Source organism: Bacillus sp. N5-665 (genome assembly GCF_022637375.2).
GTDB classification, from domain to species: Bacteria; Bacillota; Bacilli; order Bacillales; family Bacillaceae_G; genus Bacillus_A; species Bacillus_A wiedmannii.
In genome coordinates this window covers 3,166,485-3,182,989 of the sequence record NZ_CP093325.1, presented here as the reverse complement: position 1 = coordinate 3,182,989, position 16,505 = coordinate 3,166,485, and the positions used below count along the sequence as shown (strand labels likewise).

20 protein-coding genes are annotated in these 16,505 nt (G+C 32.3%); 14 read left to right on the top strand and 6 right to left on the bottom strand.

Annotated features, from left to right (window positions below; translation table 11 throughout):
- Window positions 1-33 precede the first annotated feature (33 nt).
- On the top strand, window positions 34-687 hold the full coding sequence (locus tag MNO09_RS18945) for an MBL fold metallo-hydrolase (protein WP_088107147.1): 654 nt from the start codon (window positions 34-36) through the stop codon (window positions 685-687).
- Between the two features lie 127 nt (window positions 688-814).
- On the opposite strand, the gene MNO09_RS18940 is transcribed toward MNO09_RS18945, so the two are convergent.
- A complete protein-coding gene (locus MNO09_RS18940) occupies window positions 815-1,438 on the bottom strand; it encodes a TetR/AcrR family transcriptional regulator (RefSeq protein ID WP_000436028.1) in 624 nt (207 codons plus the stop codon).
- Between the two features lie 122 nt (window positions 1,439-1,560).
- Here MNO09_RS18940 and MNO09_RS18935 point away from each other — a divergent pair, with 122 nt between their 5' ends.
- On the top strand, window positions 1,561-3,792 hold the full coding sequence (locus tag MNO09_RS18935) for an MMPL family transporter (RefSeq protein ID WP_000716571.1): 2,232 nt from the start codon (window positions 1,561-1,563) through the stop codon (window positions 3,790-3,792).
- Between the two features lie 42 nt (window positions 3,793-3,834).
- Here MNO09_RS18935 and MNO09_RS18930 read toward each other — a convergent pair whose 3' ends face one another.
- On the bottom strand, window positions 3,835-4,017 hold the full coding sequence (locus MNO09_RS18930; protein WP_001060700.1) for a DUF4021 family protein: 183 nt from the start codon (window positions 4,015-4,017) through the stop codon (window positions 3,835-3,837).
- 200 nt (window positions 4,018-4,217) lie between these two features.
- Between MNO09_RS18930 and catA the strand changes: the two genes are divergently transcribed.
- The 4 genes from catA to MNO09_RS18910 all read left to right on the top strand — a co-directional run bounded on the left by catA (window position 4,218) and on the right by MNO09_RS18910 (window position 7,249).
- Window positions 4,218-4,862, top strand: coding sequence for a type A chloramphenicol O-acetyltransferase (gene catA, locus MNO09_RS18925; RefSeq protein ID WP_070168786.1), 645 nt, complete (start codon window positions 4,218-4,220; stop codon window positions 4,860-4,862).
- A gap of 207 nt (window positions 4,863-5,069) precedes the next feature.
- The gene (locus tag MNO09_RS18920; RefSeq protein WP_000673962.1) at window positions 5,070-5,594 is read left to right on the top strand and encodes a GNAT family N-acetyltransferase; all 525 of its coding nucleotides are present in this window, start codon (window positions 5,070-5,072) and stop codon (window positions 5,592-5,594) included.
- 37 nt (window positions 5,595-5,631) lie between these two features.
- Window positions 5,632-6,576, top strand: coding sequence for a GNAT family N-acetyltransferase (locus MNO09_RS18915; protein WP_033659154.1), 945 nt, complete (start codon window positions 5,632-5,634; stop codon window positions 6,574-6,576).
- Window positions 6,577-6,721: 145 nt separating this feature from the next.
- Window positions 6,722-7,249, top strand: coding sequence for a GNAT family N-acetyltransferase (locus tag MNO09_RS18910; RefSeq protein WP_098655677.1), 528 nt, complete (start codon window positions 6,722-6,724; stop codon window positions 7,247-7,249).
- Window positions 7,250-7,287: 38 nt separating this feature from the next.
- Here MNO09_RS18910 and MNO09_RS18905 read toward each other — a convergent pair whose 3' ends face one another.
- Window positions 7,288-8,175, bottom strand: a complete 888-nt coding sequence (locus tag MNO09_RS18905; protein ID WP_064470559.1) for a DMT family transporter — start codon at window positions 8,173-8,175, stop codon at window positions 7,288-7,290.
- A 138-nt stretch (window positions 8,176-8,313) separates the two neighbouring features.
- Between MNO09_RS18905 and MNO09_RS18900 the strand changes: the two genes are divergently transcribed.
- From MNO09_RS18900 to MNO09_RS18880, 5 genes are all read left to right on the top strand, one after another.
- Window positions 8,314-8,907, top strand: a complete 594-nt coding sequence (locus MNO09_RS18900; protein ID WP_306667946.1) for a helix-turn-helix domain-containing protein — start codon at window positions 8,314-8,316, stop codon at window positions 8,905-8,907.
- Window positions 8,908-8,941: 34 nt separating this feature from the next.
- Complete coding sequence (locus MNO09_RS18895) at window positions 8,942-9,889, top strand: hypothetical protein (RefSeq protein ID WP_088107149.1); 948 nt, start codon at window positions 8,942-8,944, stop codon at window positions 9,887-9,889.
- Between the two features lie 166 nt (window positions 9,890-10,055).
- Entirely contained in the window at window positions 10,056-10,205 is a 150-nt protein-coding gene (locus tag MNO09_RS18890; RefSeq protein ID WP_000424360.1) for an aspartyl-phosphate phosphatase Spo0E family protein, read from the top strand.
- A 114-nt stretch (window positions 10,206-10,319) separates the two neighbouring features.
- Window positions 10,320-11,048: an alpha/beta fold hydrolase gene (locus MNO09_RS18885; RefSeq protein WP_000600636.1), complete on the top strand. Its 729-nt coding sequence runs from the start codon at window positions 10,320-10,322 to the stop codon at window positions 11,046-11,048.
- Window positions 11,049-11,108: 60 nt separating this feature from the next.
- A complete protein-coding gene (locus MNO09_RS18880; protein ID WP_000860333.1) occupies window positions 11,109-12,509 on the top strand; it encodes a protoporphyrinogen oxidase in 1,401 nt (466 codons plus the stop codon).
- Window positions 12,510-12,560: 51 nt separating this feature from the next.
- Here the strand turns inward: MNO09_RS18880 and MNO09_RS18875 are convergent, their stop codons facing one another.
- The gene (locus tag MNO09_RS18875; protein WP_000275253.1) at window positions 12,561-13,109 is read right to left on the bottom strand and encodes a hypothetical protein; all 549 of its coding nucleotides are present in this window, start codon (window positions 13,107-13,109) and stop codon (window positions 12,561-12,563) included.
- 374 nt (window positions 13,110-13,483) lie between these two features.
- Here MNO09_RS18875 and MNO09_RS18870 point away from each other — a divergent pair, with 374 nt between their 5' ends.
- On the top strand, window positions 13,484-14,035 hold the full coding sequence (locus MNO09_RS18870) for a GNAT family N-acetyltransferase (protein WP_088107150.1): 552 nt from the start codon (window positions 13,484-13,486) through the stop codon (window positions 14,033-14,035).
- A gap of 38 nt (window positions 14,036-14,073) precedes the next feature.
- Here the strand turns inward: MNO09_RS18870 and MNO09_RS18865 are convergent, their stop codons facing one another.
- Both MNO09_RS18865 and cspD read right to left on the bottom strand, forming a co-directional pair.
- Window positions 14,074-14,259: a cold-shock protein gene (locus tag MNO09_RS18865; protein ID WP_000286202.1), complete on the bottom strand. Its 186-nt coding sequence runs from the start codon at window positions 14,257-14,259 to the stop codon at window positions 14,074-14,076.
- An 86-nt stretch (window positions 14,260-14,345) separates the two neighbouring features.
- Entirely contained in the window at window positions 14,346-14,549 is a 204-nt protein-coding gene (gene cspD, locus MNO09_RS18860; RefSeq protein WP_000176365.1) for a cold-shock protein CspD, read from the bottom strand.
- 385 nt (window positions 14,550-14,934) lie between these two features.
- On the opposite strand from cspD, the gene MNO09_RS18855 reads away from it, so the two are divergent.
- On the top strand, window positions 14,935-15,831 hold the full coding sequence (locus MNO09_RS18855; protein ID WP_001160956.1) for a CPBP family intramembrane glutamic endopeptidase: 897 nt from the start codon (window positions 14,935-14,937) through the stop codon (window positions 15,829-15,831).
- Complete coding sequence (locus MNO09_RS18850) at window positions 15,831-16,490, top strand: AAA family ATPase (protein WP_241950200.1); 660 nt, start codon at window positions 15,831-15,833, stop codon at window positions 16,488-16,490. The genes MNO09_RS18855 and MNO09_RS18850 overlap by 1 nt, the downstream gene beginning before the upstream one ends.
- Window positions 16,491-16,505 lie beyond the last annotated feature (15 nt).

The following is a 16,505-nucleotide window of genomic DNA, read 5'->3' as shown; positions in this document are numbered from 1 at the left end:
TTTTTAAACTTCAGTATAAAGGAGAATTGCTGTATGGAGATTGCTAAAGAGGTAGAAATGTTACAACTTGAATTTCAAGAATTTATTATTCACCCAATTCTTTTATGGAATGATGAAATGGCAGTTTTAATAGACACTGGCTTCCCTGGACAAATTGAAGATATACAAGTAGAGATGGAGAGAGTTGACGTATCGTTTGATAAATTAAAAGCCGTGATTTTAACGCATCAGGATATAGATCATATAGGTAGTCTTCCAGAGTTGTTGCAGAACTGTGGAAGTAATATTAAAGTTTATGCGCACGAGCTAGATAAGCCATATATTGAAGGGGATTTACCTTTATTGAAAGGTGGAAATGTGGAGAATCCACCAAAAGGAAAAGTGAGTGATACTGTGATTGATGGACAAGAACTTCCGTATTGCGGTGGCATACTAATTCTCCATACGCCAGGACACACGCCGGGTCATATTAGTTTATATTTGAAACAAAGTAAAACTCTTATCGCAGGGGATTCAATGTATAGTGTAAATGGAATGTTAGGAGGAATTCACGCTCCAACTACTTTGGATGTTCAGGAAGCACTACAGTCTTTGAAGAAGTATTTAAATCTAGATATTGAATCCGTAGTTTGTTACCACGGGGGATTAAGTAAAGGGAATATAAATGCACAAATTCAAAATCTGTAAATAATAATTTTTTGTTAATTGGTGCTAAAGAATAGTCTAATTGTAAGTATATAAATACAACACTTAATTGATAAAAGAGCATGTTTGAGAAAAATTCAAATATGCTCTTTTATTAAAGGGAATCTATTTAATACGAATGACCTAACCCGTTCCAATAAAAAGAAACGATTTCTTGTGCTAATTCATCTATATTTGCAAGAATAGGATTGTGATTTTCATCCTTAAAATTCCCAATTGATAATAAAGATACGAAAGCATGGGCAGCAAATTTAGGATTGCCTTTACTTATTTCTCCAAGTTGCATCGCGTTATGAAGTGCTTTTTCCAACACTTCATACATGTTATCTTCGGCATTTTTTAATTCTTTCAATTGCTCTTCAGATAAAGAGTGTTTTGCATCTTTCATAAAGTTCTTCATGTCAATATCCATCGTTGCGTGTAAGTATACTTTAGCGAAGTCTAACAACCTTTCTTCCAAAGATTTATTCGTGGAAAGTATTTGATCCATATTCTCTCTTATACGTATCATCATTTGAATCATAGTAGCGGTAAATAAATCAGCTTTTGTAGAATAGTAATAGTAGACGGTTGCTTTCGTAACACCACAAACTTTTGCAACTTCATCCATGGAAACGACTTGATAATTTTGAGTAAGAAATAGCCGAGTTGCAACTTCCAAAATGGTTTCTTTTGTAGATTTTGTATTTTTATTTTGACGAGGCCTTCCGAGAGGACGTTGTTTTTGTTCCAAATCCATTCGCTCCTGACATGTATTGTTGAGATAATTATAACATAATTTTTAATCATTCTTGATTAATTAACCGACCAGTATATATAATTAATAGTGGAGGAAAAAAGGAAGGTGGGTTTTTTATGAAAAAGCACCCGTTACATATGCTAGGGAGGCTTGTAGCAGGGAAGAATACGCAATGGATAACTTTATCGGTTTGGATTCTTATTACATTAGTACTTTCATTTACGTTACCACAAGTAAATAGCACGAAAGAACCGAATCCGAAAAATTTACCTGAAACAGCTATGTCGCAGCAAGCGGAAGCAATTATGAAAAAAGAATTCCCTAATAATGCAGGGAATCCGTTGCTTGTAGTATGGCATAGAGATGGTGGATTACAGTCACAGGATTATAAACTCATACAAGACGTTTATAAAGAATTAAAGGCTAGTCCTTTAAAGGAACAATCAACGTTACCACCATTTGATACAATCCCGGAACAAGTATTATCAAAAAGTGCATCAAAAGATGGTACATCATTTGTCACACCAGTATTTTTTAATAAATCAGCGGGTACAGATATATTAAAAGGAAATCTTGAAGATTTAAGAAAGATAGTAAATAGTAAAGTGGATGAAGATCCATTCAAACAAAAAATAAGTGACTCTGGTTTACATGTCCGATTGTCTGGACCTGTAGGTATTCAAACGGATGCAGTTAGTTTATTTAGTCAAGCAGATGTGAAATTATTGGTGGCTACGGTATTACTAGTATTGGTTTTATTAATTTTACTGTACCGTTCACCAATTTTAGCAATTTTACCTATACTTGTTGTGGGATTTGCATACGGTATTATTAGTCCTACACTTGGTTTTTTAGCTGATCATGGATGGATTAAAGTAGATGCCCAAGCGATTTCAATCATGACAGTATTATTGTTTGGTGCTGGAACGGACTATTGTCTATTTTTAATTTCGAGATATAGAGAGTACTTACTAGAGGAAGAAAGTAAATATAAAGCATTGCAACTTGCGATTAAAGCATCTGGCGGGGCAATTATAATGAGTGCATTAACGGTAGTACTTGGATTAGGAACATTATTACTTGCTCATTATGGTGCCTTTCATCGTTTTGCAGTACCATTTAGTGTTGCTGTATTCATAATGGGAATCGCTGCTTTAACAATTCTTCCTGCATTTTTATTAATTTTCGGTAGAGCTGCATTCTTCCCGTTTATACCGAGAACAACTTCAATGAATGAAGAATTTGCAAAAAAGAAAAAGAAAGTAGTAAAAGTAAAAAAATCAAAAGGCGCCTTTAGTAAAAAACTTGGAGATATTGTAGTAAGAAGACCGTGGACAATAATTATGCTAACTGTATTTGTATTAGGCGGATTGGCTTCATTCGTACCACGTATACAATACACATATGACCTATTAGAATCGTTTCCAAAAGACATGCCTTCACGCGAAGGGTTTACGTTAATTAGTGATCATTTTTCAGCTGGTGAACTAGCACCAGTAAAAATTGTTGTTGATACGAAAGGAAAAGAGCTTCCTATTAAACAAGAACTAGAGAAATTTTCTTTTGTAAATACAGTGAAAGAGCCAAAAGAGGGAAAAGAAAATAAGCAAATACAAATGTATGAGGTTTCTTTAGCGGAAAATCCATACTCAATTGAAGCGTTAGATCAAATCCCTAAATTGAAAAGTAGTGTAGAAAAAGTATTAAAGGGTGCTGGGATTAGTAATGTTGAAGATCAATTGTGGATTGGCGGAGAAACGGCGTCATTATATGATACAAAGCAAATTACGGAACGTGATGAAGCAGTTATTATTCCAGTAATGATTAGTATTATAGCTTTATTATTACTTGTTTACTTACGATCTATTGTCGCGATGATTTATTTAATTGTAACTGTTGTTTTATCATTCTTCTCGGCACTAGGAGCAGGATGGATATTACTTCATTTCGGTATGGGGGCTCCAGCGATACAAGGGGCGATACCGTTATACGCATTCGTATTTTTAGTAGCATTAGGTGAAGATTATAATATCTTTATGGTTTCTGAAATATGGAAAAACAGAAAGACGCAAAATCACCTGGATGCTGTAAAAAATGGCGTTATACAAACAGGTAGTGTCATTACATCAGCAGGTTTAATTTTAGCAGGAACATTTGCGGTGTTAGGCACACTTCCAATTCAAGTTCTTGTTCAATTTGGTATTGTAACAGCAATTGGTGTATTACTAGATACCTTTATTGTTAGACCATTACTTGTACCAGCAATCACAGTTGTTCTAGGAAGGTTTGCTTTTTGGCCAGGGAAACTTTCGAGAAAGAGTGAAGAGATACAAAAAGTGGATGCATAGTTAAGAAAGCCAAGGATATTTCCCTTGGCTTTTTCCATTTAATTAATCTTTTGAAGTCAAATCATCAGTTACAGCATGATCAGCATCTTCAATGGAAGTTTCTGGCATTCCATATAAGCCGTTCATTGCTTGTTCTTCGATATTAAGATTTGCAGTATTATTATTTTGGATAGGTACAGCGTTTTCGATAACATTTTCTTTTTTATTTACATTTTTGTTATTCATGTATGATTCCTCCAAATTTCATTTGATTTATTTATAGTATGTGGATGGATTTCCAGAAATATGTGAATTGATTCTTATAGATGTTATATAATTAAATAAACAATTAGGGTGAAATGTAAACTGTTAGGAGTGAACAATTATGGTGAAAGCAAGGAAATTAGCCTTCTAAAATAAAAAGAAAATTTTAGGAGGCTATTACAATGAAGTTTCATATAATTGACAGGGAAAATTGGAATAGAGAGCAGTATTTTGAACATTATTTAAAATTGAAATGTACGTTTAGTATAACTGTAAATGTTGATATCACGATGTTATTAAAGGAATTACATCAAAAAAGAATAAAATTTTATCCCGTTTTTATATATTTAATTTCTAGAGTAGTAAATAATCATAAAGAATTTCGAACATGTTTTAACGATGAAGGAGTTTTAGGCTATTGGGAGGAAATGACACCAAGTTATACAATCTTCCATAAAGATGATAAGTCTTTTTCAAGTATATGGACGGATTATTCAAGTGATTTCCACATTTTCTATAAAAATTATGAAGAAGATATGAGATGCTATGCTAATGTTCATGGTCTCTTCACGAAAGAGAATATTCCGCCAAATGCTTTTCCAATCTCTAGCATACCTTGGACTAGTTTTACTGGATTTAATCTTAATATTAATAATGATGCTGATTTTCTATTACCAATTATAACTTGTGGGAAATATTTTAATGAAGAAAATAAGGTTATGCTACCAGTTTCATTGCAAGTACACCATTCGGTTTGTGATGGATATCATGCGAGTCGATTTATAGAAGATTTACAGGAGTTAAGTAATAGTTGCAACCTTAAGTAATATGTAATTTTTAATTATACACAATTGAAAATGAATAAAAGAAGAGAACATGTTTATATTGCATGGTCTCTTTTTTTTCATTACTACTAAGTAACAGTGGAAAATATAGATTGATTTGTAGTTTAATAGTAAAGAGAGTTGTTGATTTAATTTTCTTTATTTTGTGATTTATTAAAGCTATAAATGTTTTAATAGGGGGGAAGTAAAGTGAAATTCGTAAGTATTGAAAAAGATGAGATCCTAATTGAGAATATGGCAAAATTGTATTGTAAAGCATTTGAGAAAACAAATTTCAATGAAATAATCGAAAGAATGAAAAGACATATAGAATATACAGATTTTAAAGGTATAGTAGCAATAAATGATGAAAATGAAGTAGTTGCTTTTACTTATGGTTATCGCTCAATGGAGGGACAGTACTATAATCAATTAATGAGAGCAGCGTTAAATCTAGAGCAAGTAGACGAGTGGTTACAAGATTGTTTTGAATTTGTAGAGTTAGCAGTTCACCCACAATATCAAAATGAAGGTCTTGGAACGAACTTACATAATGAATTACTAGAAGGGATTTCAAATAGAACGAGTGTTTTAACAACACAAATTAACAATGAAAAAGCACGTTCGCTATATGAAAGGTTGGATTGGGTAAATGTATTGGAGCCATTTCTTCCAAGTAAAAATGATGTTCCATATGTAATAATGGGGAAAGCATTAAAAGCAAAAGTGAATTGATAATTATGTTATTTAAAAAAGTTGTCGGTTTGTAACAATGAAGGGGAAAACAAAAATGACGATAATATCCATAGAAAAAGCTACAATTTTGGATGCTGAGAAATTAACAGAAATAATGAAAAAAACATTTGATGCAGAAGCAAAACAATGGTTATACGGCCAAGATGATATTATTGACTATAACATCCAACCACCAGGATATTCTTCAGTTGAAATGATGAAATATTCCATCGAAGAATTGGATTCTTTCAAAATTGTAATGGATAAAGAAATAGTCGGAGGAATAATAGTTACGATTTCTGGTAAGTCGTACGGTCGAATTGATCGTATTTTTGTAGATCCTGTGTATCAAGGAAAAGGAATTGGATCACATGTTATTAAATTAATAGAAAAAGAATATCCGAACATAAAGATTTGGGATCTCGAAACATCTAGTAGACAAATTAATAATCATCACTTTTATAAAAAGATGGGTTACCAAATGATTTTTGAATCGGAAGATGAGTATTGTTACGTGAAAAGAATAAAAACAAGCTCAAACAAAGAGAGTGTAGTTACAAATAAAGATATGAAAAATAGTCAATACGAAAACTGTAATTTAGCAAATACAGAGTATTATCAAGTGAATTTAAACAATAGTGCATTTGTTCGCAGCAATATAATGAATATGAACATGAGTAATTGTAATGTAAGTCAATCAAAGTTTAGAAATATAAATTTTAGAAGGTCATCATATGCAGATTTAAATTTTTCTGGTAGTAAATTTAATTTGGTGACTTTAGGTGGAGTACAATTCAAAAATACAAATCTCGGAGACGAGAAGGAACCTATTTTATTCGATAAATGTGATTTGGAAGGTAGTACGATAAGTAATAGTAATCTGAAAAATGTTGAAATAGAAAATTGTGATATAGTCGGTATGATAATAAATGGTATTTCAATTGAAAATCTGCTTGATTTATATAATAATTTGAAAAGTTAACCATACCGCGTTTTATGTTGATAATTTTTGGGGGAATTAAGTGTAATACCAAAATAATTATGTAAAAATAACATAAAGAAATAAGAATGAGAGGGTCATTAATACAGGGTTCTAGAATAAAACAAAACAACAATATATTATTCAAATGGAGGAGAGAAAAATGGGAATTAACATTAGAGCAGTAGAAATACAAGATGCTAGAGAAATTCATCGTATATGCATACAAGATGATGTTTTACCTTATATGGTTTTCTTACCTAGTATGCGTGTAGATGCGATGGAAAATAGAATTCGTAATTTAGCGCCAAATCAATTTGAATTTGTTGCAGATTATGATGGAAAAGTTGTCGGATTTGTTGGATTAACCCAAAGCCCAGGACGTAGATCTCATTCGGGGGATTTGTTTATGGGGGTAGATAGTAAATATCATAATAAAGGCATTGGGAAAGCACTTCTTACAAAAATGCTTGATTTGGCTGATAATTGGTTAATGTTAGAGCGAGTAGAGCTTGGTGTTTTAGCAACGAATCCTAAAGCGAAATCGCTATATGAAAAATTTGGATTTGTAGAAGAGGGAATAAAAGTAGGGAATTTGAAGGCTCACGGAAAGTTTATTAATGAAATTATGATGAGTCGTTTTAGACCTGATGGTTTAATCATACATAATGGATAGTGAAAAGCATGACATTATACTGTCATGCTTTTTATTTGTTAGTTGTTGTTAGGCAGTTTTGGTTGCACTAAAAATAATGCTAAGCCAATAAAAATAACTGTAATGCCTAGTCCTTGTTGTAAAGAAATAGTCTCATTTAATATAAAGTACGCTAGTATACAAGTTCCAATCGTTTCTCCTAAAATGCTCATAGAGATAACTGTAGCACTCATCCATTTTAATAACCAATTGAATATTGTTTGACCTAAAATCGTAGCAATGAAAGCTAAGCCAATAAAGCACAACCAAGTTTGTGTAGAGTAATGGATGAAAGATTCTTGCTGCATGTAGGCAAATATACCGAGAAAACAGGCGCTACTTCCATAACTAATTACCGAATACGGTATAAGTGATAAATCTTTACGAACATGTTGGCTAATGAAAAAATAAGCGGTAATAATTCCGGCCGCAATAAATGCTAAAATATCTCCGTATAATGCTTCTCCGCTAATTTGGAAGTCTTGCCATCCGATGACGATACTTCCTGAAATAGCGATGAGGCAACCAATAACCGCTCCTTTCGTAAATCTCTCTTTAAATAGAAAGTAACCACCAATCATTGAAAATAAAGGTTGTAACGTTACGATAACTGTAGAACTCGCTACAGAAGTATATTGTAATGATTCAAACCATAGTACATAATGTGCAGCTAAAAATAGCCCGGATATGAATCCGAATCCCCATTGTCTTCTTGTTACTGTTTTTAGCTCGTTTCGATTATTTTTATTAAATAGTAATAACGGTAATAGAATCAGTGCAGCAAAGAATAAACGGTAAAAAGCAATGATAGCCGCAGGAGCATCTGCCAATTTTACGAAAATTGCTGAAGTTGATAGGGCGAATACGCCGAAAAATAAGATGCAATATGAAAGAATAGGTGATTTCACAGTTTGTCCCTCCGATAGGTTGTTTATTATAATGAACTAAATACGATATAATGTACAAAGGTAAGTATATAAGTCCCAGAGACGATAGGAAAGGATTATTTGCCTTTGTTTAGTATGTCAGCACAAAGACAATGAAACATGCAATATGATGGACGAAAGGAAGTTTTTACTATGATACATGATAGACTCGGACAAACTGTATTAAGTTATCGTAAGAAAAATAATATGACAATTCGGGAATTTGCTGATTATGCAGGGATTAGTACTTCACTAATTAGTCAAATTGAACGAGGATATGCGAATCCTTCTTTAAGTGTATTGGAATTAATTGCGAAAGCATTAAATGTACCACTATTTACACTTTTTATTAATGAAATTGATACAGATTCACTCATTTCTAAGAAAAAAGATCGAAAAAAAGTATATCGGGAGAACAATGATCACATTGTATATGATGTATTAACACCGGATTTTATGAAAGCACGTATTGAAATGTTAATAATGGATTTAAATAAACAAGCAAGCACAACGGAAAGTTATTATTCACATGAAGATAAAGAAGAGATTGCTGTTGTTATGAAAGGAGAAGTGTATGTGGAGTTAGAAGGAAAAGAATATTTTTTAGAAGAAGGTGATGTTGTACGTATTCCGCCAAATGTGAAACATCGTTTTTTGAATAAAAGTGATGTTTCCAATCATATTTTATTTGTATTGACGCCATCTTTAGGATGAGTATAAAGTGATTTTTATTATGGGGGATAAAAAGATGGAAAATAAAACTGTTTTAAGAGATGGTCTTTCAATTATTTCTCAGTGTAAAAAACAAACAAATGATATTTGGCATGCGCATTTCGGAGCAGCTGCAATTGCTAGTTATTTTTTTATGAAAGATAACAATATGGAAGAAGAGATCGCTCATTGTATGTATTCCCAAACAAAAATGATGTTGAACAATCAAAACTTAGGTGAAATCATCGATAGTAAAGAAGAAATTGATTTTCAAAGTGCTGAAAAAATAATTATAAAATCATTGGAACATACAATTGATGAACTTCATTGGGTGGGGCATAATGTCATTTATGCTGCATTAAGTTTATTAGCTATGAAAGAGTTACAAAAATGGGGTGATAATCAAGCAATTGAAGGGATTACTAACCTTATATTATCGTTTCGAAAAACAATTCCTGGTAGATCGTGGATTGGTTTTACGACGAAGGAAGTAAAACAATTAAGTATAAACGATGAGATAGAAAGTGAATTCAAAAATCCGAAACAATTATCTAAGTTTATTTTAAAGGAGCTCTCGCAATTTAATATTATTTATAGAGCGGAATCGCATCATGATTTAATTGGTCATTTACTTACTTTTTCTCATGCAATTAATATTATGTATGACTTAGGGCATATAGATATATTCCATCGAGCGATACGGCCACTGTTAAAACTAGTATACGTGTTACGTGCTAGCCAAAATCTGATGCCGAATACTGAAATTAACTTGCACTCACCTATAGATCGTTTACCTTTAATCGAATCAAAACGTGCTCATGTATTACCAACAGAAAATCAATTTTGGCTAAAAGACTATAGTGTGTTTAATTGGGATTTTGGGCATGTTTTTAAATTCTCATATAGTTATTTTGATCATATAAAGAGAGTTCCGGAATATAAAGATATTACATTAGATAAATTCCGATTTCTTATTAATACGTAATGAAGTCTAATGATCTGTATAAAGGGTTAAATTTAAAATTTTATGTTGATAGTATATTATTTTTATATTTGTAAGATTTTACATGCTTATTTTACTTTTACTAATTATGTAAATAGGCTATACTAAAATACATATATTTTAGTATTGGAGAGAGAAGTAAAACGACATGGAATTAGTAAAATTGGAAAAAGCAATTGAAATAAAGAAAGAAGAACTTTTATATTTAGTATCGGATTACGGAATTCAACATGAAAAAGTATTGGCATTAAGTCAAGAAATAGACAAATTGATTAATTACTTTATGTTTTTAAAATAAAAAGAACTATGGCATGATTTGAAAATGTTATAGTTCTTTTTTATTTGGAAATTCAGATGTATATTCTATATACTGGTAATAGATAGAATATTCTGTTTTGTAGGAGGGGGATATATGATATTACATACGCACATTTCAGGCGAAGGGGAACCAATTATGCTTTTACACTCTGGTGGTATGACGGGTTTAGTAGAGTATGAAGAGCAGGTAGCATTTTTTCGAGAAAAAAACTATGAAGTCATTCGTCCAGATTTAAGAGGGCATGGAAAATCAGGGGGGACATTGGAGAATTATTTCCTACGTTCTGTAAAGGATTTACATGATACGTTAGTGCATTTACAAATTGATAGATGTCATATAGCTGGTGTTTCCCTAGGAGGGTTAGTCGCTTTATTATTTGCAAAAAAATATCCGGATAAAGTGAGAACATTAACTTTTTCTGGTATCTTTCCGCTTAGGAGAGAAAATTGGGAGGAGTCTCAGGAGTATGAAGCGAAGTGCCATCAGCAATTGATAGAAAATGAAGAAGTTGTAACTTATATGAATCAAATTCATAAAAAAAGTGATTGGAAAGCATTGCTTGAATCGTGGCAAGTTAAAGATTGGTACCCATTCGATGAAACTGGTGATGTAGCTAATCTTCAAGTACCTACACTTTGTATTGCAGGGGGAGATTCGGAAGATGAAGTTACAGCTGCTACAACATTTAAACAATTAAACGACAATATACATATTGCTGTTATTCCGTTTGCTGGTCATTTAGTGCACAATGATCAACCGGAAATATATTCGAATATATTGTCTAATTTCTTACAGAATGCACAAGCTGCTAGTCGAATATAAGGACTTTTGGGTATAATAATAAAGGAATTATTAATTGTATCGGTTAGGAGCGCAGCACATATGAAAACAGTTGTTGTTATCGGTGGAGGTATAACGGGACTTTCTACTATGTTTTATTTAGAAAAATTAAAAAAGGATAATAATATCGATTTAAATTTAATCCTTGTAGAAAAAGAAGAGTACTTAGGTGGTAAAATCCATAGTGTAGAAGAAAAGGATTTTATTATGGAATCAGGAGCGGATTCTATCGTTGCTCGTAATGAACATGTTATGCCGCTAGTAAAAGATTTAAATCTAGAAGAAGAAATGGTATATAACGAAACGGGTATTTCTTACATATATTCTGATAATACTTTACACCCAATTCCATCTGACACTATATTTGGGATACCGATGAGTGTGGAGTCTTTGTTTAGCAGTACGCTAGTATCAACGAAAGGGAAAATTGTTGCTTTAAAAGATTTTATAACGAAAAATAAAGAGTTTACAAAAGATACTTCGCTTGCTGTATTTTTAGAAAGTTTTTTAGGGAAAGAGTTAGTGGAAAAACAAATTGCTCCGGTGCTTTCAGGAGTATATTCCGGTAAATTAAATGAGCTTACTATGGCATCGACATTACCGTATTTACTGGATTATAAAAATAAATATGGAAGTATTATTAAAGGTTTTGAAGAGAATAAAAAACAGTTTCAATCAGCAGGAAACAAAAAGTTCGTATCATTTAAAGGTGGACTATCTACGATTATTGATCGTTTAGAAGAAATGCTGACTGAGACAGTCGTTAAGAAAGGCGCTGTAACGACTGCTGTAAGGAAACAAGGTGATCGCTATGAAATCTCCTTTGCAAATCATGAATCAATCCAAGCTGATTATGTTGTTTTAGCAGCTCCGCATGATATCGCACAAACTTTATTACAGTCTAATGAGTTAAACGAGCAGTTTCATACATTTAAAAACGCATCTCTTATAAGTATTTACTTAGGATTTGATGTACTTGATGAACAATTACCGGCGGACGGCACAGGATTTATCGTAACGGAAAACAGCGATTTACATTGTGATGCGTGTACATGGACAAGCCGGAAGTGGAAGCATACATCGGGAAAACAAAAGCTATTAGTAAGAATGTTTTATAAGAGTACAAATCCAGTATATGAAACGATTAAAAATTATAGTGAAGAAGAATTGGTACAAGTCGCTTTATTTGATATTGAAAAGAGTCTCGGAATTAAAGGCGAACCAGAAGTAGTTGAAGTTACAAATTGGAAAGATTTAATGCCGAAATATCATTTAGAACATAATCAAGCGGTTCAAACATTACAAGAAAAAATGACGGATTTTTATCCTAATGTATATTTAGCTGGTGCCTCATATTACGGTGTCGGAATTGGTGCGTGTATTGGAAATGGAAAGAACATTGCAAATGAAATAATTGCAACATTAAATGAACCGTCAAAATAGAATACATATATAAATAAAACGTCCCTCCAGTATATTGGAGGGACGTTTTATTTATTTCACTTGAATTGAGATTTTTTTATTAGTTGTATTATTCTCAGTAATCGTTAATGTTATGTTCCCGGATTCTTTAAATGAATAGGATGAGAGTTGATAAAGCTCTTTTATGCCATGTGTCTCTTTTAATTTATTGGCTGCAAGTGATGTTATGTTCGGTTTCCATGATTCTTGTTTACCTGAAGGGTATTTTACTATTATTTCTGGATTATTTAATTGCATTGTTTCCCAAGAGGCAAAATGTAGTTCAACTTCTGTATCTTTTTTTAGTAATACTTCTGAGAAATATCCAAGCTCCCCAACATTACCGAAAACAGTAAAGTTTTGATTTTGTAACGTGATATCTAAATGTTTAGGTTGATAGGTTGCTGCGTGAAAGATTCCATATGAAAGAGAAAGAGTGGCAGCGATTAACATGCCAATTGAAAATGTCTTAAAGCTATTGCCTTTAAAACTAGTCATCATGAATGAGTTTGGAACGAATTTTTTTGCAAATAAAAAAATGAGTAATATGAGTAAGAGGGATAAGCCGATGAATATATACATAGAACATTTACACCTCCACAGTAAAATATAATATTAACTACATTTTACCATAAATGTATGTATAAGGTGTTGTTTTAGAAGGGAAAAGTGAGCACGGAATCGAATTTATAAGACGTATTATTAAGGGCGGGGTGATGGAGATGAAAATAATACAATTAATTATAAAACTAGAGCATAAAGAGGTGATCATAGTATTTTGATCACCTCTTTATTTTTTCTAATCATGCAAAAGCAAGAAGGGTTATTTTTAGTTCGTATTGAATTAAGAGGATAAGCTTCTCTAGAAATATTTGATAAATGGGACATTGAGGACTTTCCTAATTATAAATACTTTTTCTGCTATAATGAATGAGTAGAAAGAAAGGAGTGATCCTATGGCGTTTCCTATATTAGAAACAGAACGTTTGCGTTTAGTTGAAATAGAACAATCTTATTGTCAAAAAATATATGAAATCTTTTCATTGGATGAAGTAACGTGTTATTACGGTATGAATTCTTTTACGGAGTTTGGACAAGCTTCACGTATGATTGAATCTTTTTCAAAAAATTACTTTGAGAAAAAGGCAATACGATGGGGGATTGTATTAAAAGAAACAAATACTTTAGTGGGTACAATTGGATTAAATAATTTACAACTATGGAGTAAACGATCTGAAATTGGATATGACTTACATCCTCGTTATTGGGGGAATGGTTATGCCTCAGAAGCGGCTCGAGAAATTATTCATTATGGATTTCGAGATTTAGGCTTATTTAGAATTGGAGCTATTACATACCCTGAAAATGTTACTTCTTGTAAAATGTTATCTAAAATAGGCTTTCATAAGGAAGGAATATTACGTGGATATATTCATCAAGGAAATAAGCAACATGATGCACTATTGTATTCTATAGTTCGAACGGATGTAGAGGATATAAATTTATAATAAAAAACCCCTCTTATAAAAGAGGGGTTAAGTAAAAATTAACCTATTTTAGGTAATAAACGTTCTCCGCTTTTCATGCTACTTTTACATAAAGGGCATTTAGGCTCTTCTTCAAATGAAAAGTTCTTTCTCATCCATCCTAAACAATCCTCTGATTCACATTCCCAGACAGGGGTTTGTTCTGGTGGTACTTCAGCTACATCGTTCTTTCGATTGCGATACATATAACCACTCCTTTTATGTAAAAAATTTTAGTTATATATTAAAAAGGTTGTTAACCGAGCTGGTAACAACCTTTTTATTGTTTGAATTATAGCTTTACAACGTTTTTAGCTTGAGGTCCACGATTACCGTCTTCAACTTCGAAGCTAACTTCTTGACCTTCGTCAAGAGACTTGAAGCCGTCGCCAGTGATAGCTGAGAAGTGAACGAATACGTCGTTACCGTCTGCAACTTCGATGAAACCGAAACCTTTTTCGCTGTTAAACCATTTTACTTTACCTGTTAATGTCATGGTAATGCCTCCTAAAATTTAAAAAGATTACAATATGATCGGCCTTATTTGAATGAAAAATAAAAGTTCACATATTATCAAACACCCATAAGGAGTACAAAATAATCCTGATTGATACTTGATAATATGCAAAGGAAATATGGTGTTAAATTGACCTTAATTACTATTTTACAACAAATGGTGGGAAATAGCAAGTGCTGGTAATACCAGTGTGCAATAGGATGGAGATAATGGGAAAAGACACAAAGACATCTCTTTTATTTATATATTATTCCTAATTTTGGTTTATGCTAAACTGAGAACTTTTTTTATTGAATATTTGTATTAGGAAAACGGTTTATAGTATAAGAATAGTGCTGATGTATTTGTTAAGGAGGCGAGAATATTGCAATTTACTCAATTTAAAATAATTGAAGCAGCCAAAGAAGGAAGAAGAAAAATTCATCCAGTATTCGCTGTTATACTTGCAATTGTATTTTTAACTTTAGGTGAATTGTTCATGTTATTTATGTTGTTTTTACCGAAAGCAGAAACACTTTTAATGAAGGCAATTCATAGTGATATTGAGATGATATTGACGTTTGGCGGAGCTGTATTTTTTGTTTTTTTATGGGTTAGATTTGTAGAGAAAAGATCAATTTCATCCATTGGGTTTTGGAGAAATCAGTGGATAAGAAAATATTTGAAAGGTGGATTATTAGGGTTTGTTTTCATTTCAATACCAGTCATGCTACTTTTATTAACAGGAATTGTACAACTACAAATGCAACAAATTACGCCAACCGCTATACTTGGAATTGTAGGATCTTTAGTTGCTTTTTTAATACAAGGTGCAACAGAAGAAATTGTTGTTCGAGGTTGGTTATTTCCGGTCCTTTCTGTTAGAAGTCGTATATGGATTGGGATTGTTGTAACTTCTTTTTTATTTGGTTTTCTTCATTTACTAAATCCAGGTATTACAATTCTTTCAATATCGAATATAATATTAGTTGGTGTATTTGCAGCTTTTTACGCTTTAAAGGACAGTAGTCTTTGGGGGATATGCGCGTGGCATTCGTTGTGGAATTGGGCACAGTTTAATATTTATGGTTTTGCAGTAAGTGGAATGGCAATGTATTCTACACCACTTTTTAAACCTGTAACAAAAGGATCGGAAGTCCTTCATGGGGGCTCGTTCGGTATTGAGGGGAGTATCATTACAACAATCATGCTTTCTATCGCTTCCATTGTTTTATGGAGACAGTTATGGGGAAAAAATGCGAAGCAAAGAGATTTAAGTTAATGAAAGTGGGAGAAACTATGGGGATTATAGAGTTTGAGGGAGCAAGTGCGGTTGGTAAGAGTAGCACGTGTCGTGAATTAGAAAAAAATTATGGTGCGTATATTATACCTGAAGTGAATGTTTTATTTGAAAGACCAAAAAACGAACATAGAACATGGTATTTTGAAAAACAAGTAGAGCGCTGGAAAATAGCAGTGCAGAAGTCTGAGCAATATGAATTAGTAATACTTGATGGTGATATTTATCAGCCACTTAGTTATAATTGGTGTTTCCATTTTGATATATTTAATCAGCCATTATCTTTAATAGAAAACTTTTATAAAGAAAAACTGATCAATAAGGAAATTGGTTTTCCTGATCAATATTTTTATTTATATACGAATGATGAAGAACTTAGAAAACGGAAAGAATCTGACGAGACAAAAAGAAGAAGAAACTTTGAAAAACATTTACATATATCAAAATCGTTTCAACGTTATTATGAAAATTTAAATACGGTTACAGACGGGTACTGCAAAATGATTGAAGCAAAAAGTGTAAAATCGAATGAACTAGAAATTGTGAAAAGTGTAAACAGTTTAAATGTGTGTGAAGAGAGACGTTTTGATGTTTCGAGGTTAGATGCGATTACGAAGTGGTTAAAAGAACATCGTGCATAAAAACAACGAGTGCCT

Coding starts and splice junctions, on each gene's coding strand:
- MNO09_RS18945 (WP_088107147.1), top strand. CDS start 34: ATGGAGATTGCTAAAGAGGTAGAAATGTTACAACTTGAATTTCAAGAA.
- MNO09_RS18935 (WP_000716571.1), top strand. CDS start 1,561: ATGAAAAAGCACCCGTTACATATGCTAGGGAGGCTTGTAGCAGGGAAG.
- MNO09_RS18930 (WP_001060700.1), bottom strand. CDS start 4,017: ATGAATAACAAAAATGTAAATAAAAAAGAAAATGTTATCGAAAACGCT.
- catA (WP_070168786.1), top strand. CDS start 4,218: ATGAAGTTTCATATAATTGACAGGGAAAATTGGAATAGAGAGCAGTAT.
- MNO09_RS18915 (WP_033659154.1), top strand. CDS start 5,632: ATGAAGGGGAAAACAAAAATGACGATAATATCCATAGAAAAAGCTACA.
- MNO09_RS18910 (WP_098655677.1), top strand. CDS start 6,722: ATGGAGGAGAGAAAAATGGGAATTAACATTAGAGCAGTAGAAATACAA.
- MNO09_RS18900 (WP_306667946.1), top strand. CDS start 8,314: ATGCAATATGATGGACGAAAGGAAGTTTTTACTATGATACATGATAGA.
- MNO09_RS18895 (WP_088107149.1), top strand. CDS start 8,942: ATGGAAAATAAAACTGTTTTAAGAGATGGTCTTTCAATTATTTCTCAG.
- MNO09_RS18890 (WP_000424360.1), top strand. CDS start 10,056: ATGGAATTAGTAAAATTGGAAAAAGCAATTGAAATAAAGAAAGAAGAA.
- MNO09_RS18885 (WP_000600636.1), top strand. CDS start 10,320: ATGATATTACATACGCACATTTCAGGCGAAGGGGAACCAATTATGCTT.
- MNO09_RS18880 (WP_000860333.1), top strand. CDS start 11,109: ATGAAAACAGTTGTTGTTATCGGTGGAGGTATAACGGGACTTTCTACT.
- MNO09_RS18875 (WP_000275253.1), bottom strand. CDS start 13,109: ATGTATATATTCATCGGCTTATCCCTCTTACTCATATTACTCATTTTT.
- MNO09_RS18870 (WP_088107150.1), top strand. CDS start 13,484: ATGGCGTTTCCTATATTAGAAACAGAACGTTTGCGTTTAGTTGAAATA.
- MNO09_RS18865 (WP_000286202.1), bottom strand. CDS start 14,259: ATGTATCGCAATCGAAAGAACGATGTAGCTGAAGTACCACCAGAACAA.
- cspD (WP_000176365.1), bottom strand. CDS start 14,549: ATGACATTAACAGGTAAAGTAAAATGGTTTAACAGCGAAAAAGGTTTC.
- MNO09_RS18850 (WP_241950200.1), top strand. CDS start 15,831: ATGAAAGTGGGAGAAACTATGGGGATTATAGAGTTTGAGGGAGCAAGT.